The sequence below is a fragment of the Pseudomonas sp. CFII68 genome (genome assembly GCF_000416195.1).
GTDB lineage: Bacteria > Pseudomonadota > Gammaproteobacteria > Pseudomonadales > Pseudomonadaceae > Aquipseudomonas > Aquipseudomonas kilonensis.
Genome location: NZ_ATLN01000020.1, coordinates 73,486 through 80,319 on the forward strand (window position 1 = coordinate 73,486; position 6,834 = coordinate 80,319).

General features: G+C 62.8%; 6 protein-coding genes. 2 read left to right on the plus strand and 4 right to left on the minus strand.

From position 1 onward, the window contains the following. Positions 1-38: 38 nt before the first annotated feature. The 4 genes from CFII68_RS23950 to CFII68_RS23935 all read right to left on the minus strand — a co-directional run bounded on the left by CFII68_RS23950 (position 39) and on the right by CFII68_RS23935 (position 5,085). On the minus strand, positions 39-1,682 hold the full coding sequence (locus tag CFII68_RS23950) for an ABC transporter substrate-binding protein (protein ID WP_018601247.1): 1,644 nt from the start codon (positions 1,680-1,682) through the stop codon (positions 39-41). An 85-nt stretch (positions 1,683-1,767) separates the two neighbouring features. Next, complete coding sequence (locus tag CFII68_RS23945; protein WP_018601249.1) at positions 1,768-3,042, minus strand: FAD-binding oxidoreductase; 1,275 nt, start codon at positions 3,040-3,042, stop codon at positions 1,768-1,770. 36 nt (positions 3,043-3,078) lie between these two features. Beyond that, entirely contained in the window at positions 3,079-3,747 is a 669-nt protein-coding gene (locus CFII68_RS23940) for a haloacid dehalogenase type II (protein WP_018601252.1), read from the minus strand. Between the two features lie 453 nt (positions 3,748-4,200). Further along, on the minus strand, positions 4,201-5,085 hold the full coding sequence (locus CFII68_RS23935; protein WP_018601253.1) for a LysR family transcriptional regulator: 885 nt from the start codon (positions 5,083-5,085) through the stop codon (positions 4,201-4,203). A 95-nt stretch (positions 5,086-5,180) separates the two neighbouring features. Between CFII68_RS23935 and CFII68_RS23930 the strand changes: the two genes are divergently transcribed. Continuing rightward, positions 5,181-6,317, plus strand: a complete 1,137-nt coding sequence (locus tag CFII68_RS23930; protein WP_018601256.1) for a DSD1 family PLP-dependent enzyme — start codon at positions 5,181-5,183, stop codon at positions 6,315-6,317. Further along, on the plus strand, positions 6,307-6,711 hold the full coding sequence (locus CFII68_RS23925; RefSeq protein WP_018601258.1) for a RidA family protein: 405 nt from the start codon (positions 6,307-6,309) through the stop codon (positions 6,709-6,711). The genes CFII68_RS23930 and CFII68_RS23925 overlap by 11 nt, the downstream gene beginning before the upstream one ends. The last annotated feature ends 123 nt before the right edge of the window (positions 6,712-6,834 follow it).

A 6,834-nucleotide genomic window follows, 5' to 3' on the forward strand; every position in this document is an offset into this window, starting at 1 on the left:
TACCCCTTGTGCCATGTCACGCCGCCAGACCACACGCATCAAGCGTCAAGCCAGACTTGCTCGGCGAACATATAGCCCATGAAACCGCCCAGCGGGTTGGTGCCATAACCTTTGACGCGCTGGTCGACGCCATCGATGTTGCTGATGAACACCGGGATGCCGATGCCGCTGTGGTTATGCACCAGGGTCTGCATATCCGCGTACATCTTGCCGCGCTTGGCTTCATCGGTTTCACCGCGAGCCTGGATCAGCAACTGGTCGAACTGCGGGTTTTTCCAGCCGGATTCGTTCCACGGCGCCGTCGACTGGAAGAACTGCGAGAACAGCATGTCGGCGTTAGGCCGCGGGTTGATGTTGCCGAAGCTCAGCGGGTGCTTGGCCCAGTGGTTGGACCAGTAGCCGTCGCTCGGCAGGCGGTTGACGTTGAGCTTGAGCCCGGCCTCCTTGGCCGATTGCTGCAGCAGCACGGCAACGTCGACCGAACCGGTGGCTGCTGGCGAGCACATCACCGGCATGCTGATGCTTTCCATGCCGGCCTTCTTCAGCAGGAAACGGGCCTTCTCCGGATCGTAGGTCCGTTGCGGCAGGTCGGCGTTGTAGAAACGGGCGCCGGGCGCAATCGGGTGGTCGTTGCCGACCCTGGCGAACCCCCGGAAGATCGCCGACTTGACCTGTTCGCGGTCCAGCAGCAGTTTCATCGCCTCGGTGAACTCCGGGCTCTGGCCGGGCAGCTGGTCCTGGCGAATGATCAGGTCGGTGTAGTTACCCGACGGCGAGTCCACCACGCGATGGGTGGTGCTGTCCTTGATGCGCGTGGTCGAGCGCGGGTTGACCTCGTTGATGATCTGCACGTCGCCCGACAGCAACGCGTTGACCCGTGACGGCTCGTCACCGATGCCGATGAATTCGATCTCGTCCAGGTACGGCAGGCCAGGCTTCCAGTAGTTGGTATTGCGCGCGCCGATGGAACGCACCCCAGGCTTGAACTCCTTGACCTTGAACGGACCGGTGCCGATGCCCTGGTTGAAGTCGCTGGTGCCCTCGGGGACGATCAACAGGTGGGAAATGGCCAGGATCGATGGCAGCTCGGCATTCGGGCCGCTCAGGCGTATCTGCACTTCATGGGTGCCGGTGGCCTTGACCTCGGCAAACTGCTCGGCCAGCGGCAAGACCTTGGAACCGGTGATCGGGTCTTTGTGACGCATCAGGGAAAACACCACGTCGGCGGCGGTGAGGCCCTTGCCGTTGTGGAAGGTCACTTCCTTGCGCAGGGTAATCACCCAGAGCGTGGCGTCGGTGGTGTCAATACGTTCGGCCAGTTCCAGTTGCGGCACCATGTGGCTGTCGAAACGCGTCAGGCCGTTGTAGAACATGTAATGGCGCACGTAGTCCGTGGACGATGAGCCTTTGGCCGGGTCCAGGGTATCGGCGGTGGAACTGGAGATACCGGCGACCCGGATACGCCCGCCGGGCTTGCCTTTGCCGGGGCTTGCCTGCTCATCGGCAAGCAGCTTGCCGGCGGCGCCGAACAGGCTGCCGGCACCCGCTGCGGCCACACCGGCCAGTCCGAGCATCTGCAATGCATGGCGGCGTGACATGCCGCGGTTGAGCCCTTCGAAAACACGCAGACTTTCTGTACCGGTGATCAACTGGTCTTTGATGCCGTTTTTAGTGTCACTCATGTCAGTTCTACCTTTCGGAAAATGATAGGGCTCGATTACGTGCGTTAACGCAACGTGGTTGAAACGCCAAACAACCCGGTGAAACTCAGTGCAGGTAGTCCTGCAAGCGGTAATACGCGCCGACCAGCGGCAAAAACCAAGGCTTGCCGAAGTGCCCGGGGATGGCCGGCCAGTCCAGTTCGCGCCAAGGGTTGGCCTCGACCTTGCCGGCCATGACCTCGGCCATGACCTGCCCCATGTGCACCGACATCTGCACGCCGTGGCCGCTGTAGCCCATGGAGTGGTAAACCCCGCCATGCTGGCCGGCCCGGGGCAGGCGATCGGAGGTCATGTCCACCAGGCCGCCCCAGCAATAGTCGATCCGAGTGTTCGCCAACTGCGGGAACATCTGCACCATCGCCCCTTGCAGCACCTTGCCGCTCTTGGCGTCGGACACGCTGTCGGACATGGCGAACCGCGCACGGCCGCCAAACAGCAGGCGGTTGTCCGGGGTCAGGCGAAAGTAGTTACCGATCATGCGGCTGGTGACATAGGAACGCCGGGCCGGCAGCAAGCTGTCGATCAGTGCCTGGGGCAGGACCTCGGTGGCGATCACGAAACTGCCCACCGGCACGATCCGCCGCCGATACCAGCCCAGGCCACCCTGCTGACAGGTACCGGTCGCCAGCAGGATCTGCGAGGCTTGCAGCGCCCCTTTGCTGGTGTTGACTCGATAACCGCCGGCACTGGCCTTCCAGTCCTGCACCGCCACGCCCTGGAAGACCAACGCACCGTGACGGGCGGCCGCTTCCGCCAGGCCGACGCCGAAACGCCCGACATGCATCTGCACACCATTGCGCTGCAACAGGCCACCGTGAAACTGCGCCGAATTGACTTCCTCCCGCGTCTCCTGGGCCGAGAGCAACTCGACCTCGGCATCGACTTCCTTGCGGATCAATTCACAGGTGCGCGCCAACCCTTCGTAGTGCATCGGCTTGGCGGCCAGCTTGAGCTTGCCGTTGCGCTTGAGGTCGCAAGCAATCTGCTCTTGCTCCACCAGCGTCACGACGCTCTGCACGGCGCTTTCATAGGCTTGGTAATACGCCCGAGCCTTGTCGGCGCCGAGGCTGGCGGTGAGTGCCGCGTAATCCTGGGCCACGCCGGTACTGCAATGCCCGCCGTTGCGCCCTGACGCCTCGCCAATCACCCTGCCCGCTTCCAGCACCGCCACGCTGGCCCCCTTCAAGGCCAGGGCCCGCGCCGCCGCCAGACCGGTGAAGCCGCCACCGACGATGGCGACATCGACCTGCCCGGGCAATCCGCCGAGCTGAGCACCGGTGAACGCCGGTGCGGTGTCGAGCCAATAGGACTCACTGCCCATGTCTAACCCCTTTCGCCTTCAAGCGTGCGTCGAGACTCAGAGCCCGACCAGAGCGGGCAACCCGCCGATGTCCGAAATCTGGTGGTAGCCAAAGGCAGCGTTGGCCGGGTGTTCATGACCGCGGGCGACGAAGGCTTTGTGCTTGATCTTCATGTCGTGGGCCGACATCAGGTCGTAGCGGAAGCTCGACGACACATGCAGGACGTCTTCCGGTCCGCAGCCAAGGTTATCGAGCATGAATTCGAAGGCGGCCAGGCGCGGCTTGTAGGCCTGGGCCTGCTGGGCCGTGAAGACTTTATGGAAAGGTGCGCCGAGCTTGTCGACGTTGGACATGATTTGCTCGTCCATCGCGTTGGAAAAAATCACCAGGGGGATCTTGTCGGCGATTTTCGACAAGCCCGCCGGTACGTCGGCGTGAGGGCCCCAGGTTGGCACGGCGTCGTAATAGAGCTGGCCTTCGCCACGATATTCGACGCCCCAACGCTTGCAGACCCGCATCAGGGAGGTCTTGATGATTTCATCATAGGGCCGCCAGTCCCCCATCACCTGGTCCAGGCGATAAGCGGAGAAATCCTTGACGAACTGGTCCATCTGCCCGGCATCGACACGGTCCGCGAACAGCTCGCGGGTCATGGTGCCCATCTGGAAATTGGTCAACGTGCCGTAGCAGTCGAAGGTGATGTACTTGGGTCGAAGAAAGCTCATGAGTGCGGTCCTGGATTGTTGTTGAAGGCTCGACGAGGCGAACGATGGCGCCTTTCGTGAGGCATCGGTGCAACGCTGCATCACGTTTTCATTACAACACCATGAGACCGTGGATAAATCGTTAAAAATACCGGCCGCTTGGTACAAACCACCGTTTTGCGGGGCTCGCTCAGCAGACTTTGCGGGATGCTCCAGGCGTGGGCGTTGTGCCCGTGTTTCTTCGGTTTGCGGGCAGTTATGGTGCGCCAAACGGCTCTGCAAAGCGTTGTTTTCGGCAGAATCTACGCTTGGCGCAGCAGCTTCAGCATCCGCGGTGAATGGGCTGCCGTCATCGCGAGCAAGCTCGCTCCCACAGGGGGATGGTGGTGGACACAGGTCCGAGGAACGCCGCCGATCCATTGTGGGAGCGAGCCTGCTCGCGATGGCGGTGGGTCGGTAGGAGCAGTGGCCTATTCAGACCTTCAGTTCGGCCTCCAGGAAGCTCACCAACGCCTGCACCCGCGCGCTGCGCAGTTTGCGCGAGGGCACCAGCAGGTTGATGGGGGCGCTGTCGAATTGCCAATCGGCGAGCACCCGTACCAAGCGGCCGTCGGTGATGGCTTTGCTGACGTCCCATTGCGAACGCAGCACCAGCCCCAGGCCCTGTTCGGCCCAGCGTCGGGCCACGCTGCCATCGTTGCTCAACAAGGCAGGCTTGATCCGCAGGGTCTTGCGCCCGTGCGCATTGCGCAGGTGCCACAGGGTGACATCTTCATCGTTTTCACGAATACAGATGCAGCGGTGCTCGGCGAGTTGCTCCGGCACTAGCGGTGTGCCGTTCTGCTCCAGGTAAGCGGGGCTCGCGCACAGCCATCGGTCATTTTGCGTGAGAGGCCGGGCGACCCATTGGCTGTCGCTCAGGTGACCGATGTGAATCACCGCATCGCTGTCATGACGGTCAGGCCAGGGCGTTTCCCGTAGATCCAGATGCAGGCACAGCTGCGGATGCAACCTGGCAAAACGGGCCAGCAGCGGCGCGAGGCGTTGGCGTCCATAGCCGAACGGTGCCGCCAGCCTGAGGGTGCCAGCCAGTTGATCGTCTTGCTGCCTGAACGATTCGGGAAGCGCTTCCAGCTGTTCCAGCAACAGCGCACTCTGGCGCGAGAAACGCTCGCCGTCGGCGGTCAGGCTCAGCCGCCGGGCGTCGCGATTGGCCAAGGTCAGGCCCAGGAGTGTCTCCAGTTTGCGCAAGCGCATGGACAGCGCTGGCGGCGAGACATTGAGGGCCCTGGCAGCGGCGCTCAACGATTCGCAGCGTGCCAGCGTCACGGCCATGCGCAGGTCTTCGAGGCTGATCATTCAGTTCAACTTAATGATTGATGACAGCGCATTGAACCACGGCTTTACGATGACTGAGTAGAGTCGAGCCTGTCTTTTACCCGCGAGCCTCGTTCATGCCAGTCTCAATTGCTTCCCTCGATACCCCGGTCGCGCTCATCGACGTGCCGCGAATGCAGCGCAATATCCAACGCATGCAACACCGCATGGACGCCTTGGGCGTGCGTTTGCGCCCGCACATCAAGACCAGCAAATGCCTGCCGGTGGTTCAGGCGCAGCTTGCAGCAGGCGCCAGCGCCATCACCGTGTCGACCCTCAAGGAAGCCGAGCATTGCTTCGCCGCCGGCATCCACGACATCTTTTATGCCGTGTCCATGGCGCCCGGCAAACTGGCCCAGGCCCTGACGCTGCGGCGTAAGGGCTGCCGCTTGAGCATCTTGACCGACAGCCTGGCGGCGACGCAGGCCATCGTCGATTTCGGCAGGCAGCACGACGAACGTTTCGAGGTCTGGATCGAGATCGATTGCGATGGCCATCGGTCCGGCGTGCGCGTTGAAGACGATGCACTTGTCGACATCGCCCGGCAACTCAGCGAAGGCGGCATGCAGTTGTGCGGCGTCATGACCCACGCCGGGTCCAGCTACGAGCTCGACACCCCCCAAGCGCTGCAAGCCTTGGCCGAACAAGAACGCCACCTCTGCGTCAGCGCCGCCCAACGCATCCGTGCAGCCGGGCTGGCCTGCCCCGAGGTCAGCATCGGCTCCACACCCACGGCACTTTCGGCGCAAAGCCTGGAAGGCGTCACTGAAGTGCGCGCCGGCGTCTATGTGTTCTTCGACCTGGTGATGCACAACATCGGTGTTTGCCAGGCGGACGAGCTGGCCTTGAGCGTGCTAACCACGGTCATCGGTCACCAGCCGGACAAAGGCTGGATCATCACCGATGCCGGCTGGATGGCCATGAGTCGTGATCGAGGTACGCAGCGCCAGCAAACGGATTTCGGCTATGGGCAGGTGTGCAGCGAAGCCGGTGACTGGATCGAGGGCGCGCTGCTCACCAGCGCCAACCAGGAACACGGCATCGTCACCCTTTCCAGCCCCGGGGACATCGATATCACCGAGCGGTTTCCCATCGGCAGTCGCCTGCGCATCCTGCCCAACCACGCCTGCGCCACCGGTGCGCAATTCCCTGATTACCACGCCTGCGATGCCTCGGGCGCGGTGCACACCTGGAGTCGTCTGCATGGCTGGTGAAATCGAGTTGATTCACACAACCCAGGCGGCCGCTGCGGGCGGACATTACGCTCAAGCGGTTTTGCACCAGGGCGTCTTGTACGTGTCCGGACAACTGCCAGTGCGCGCCGATGGCAGCCACAGCGTCGACCAACCGTTCGAAGTGCAAGCCGCCATCGCCCTGGACAACCTGATGGCGATTCTCGGCGCGGCAGGTTGCAGCCCCAGCGACCTGCTGAAAGTGACGGTCTATGTCGCCGGCATCGAACACTGGCCGGCTTTCGACCGGATCTACGCCCGCTATCTCGGCGAACACCGGCCTGCGCGCGCGGTGGTGCCCGTCCCGGCCTTGCACCATGGGTACCTGATCGAAATCGAAGCGCTGGCCCGTGCGCGCCCCTTTCCAACAGCATAGATAAACCTGTGGCGAGGGGATTTATCCCCGCGGGGCTGCGCAGCAGCCTTAAAACAGTGAACTCAATCTTCCTGGCACGCCGAGTCGCCTGGCTTGGGGCTGCTGCGCAGCCCAGCGGGGATA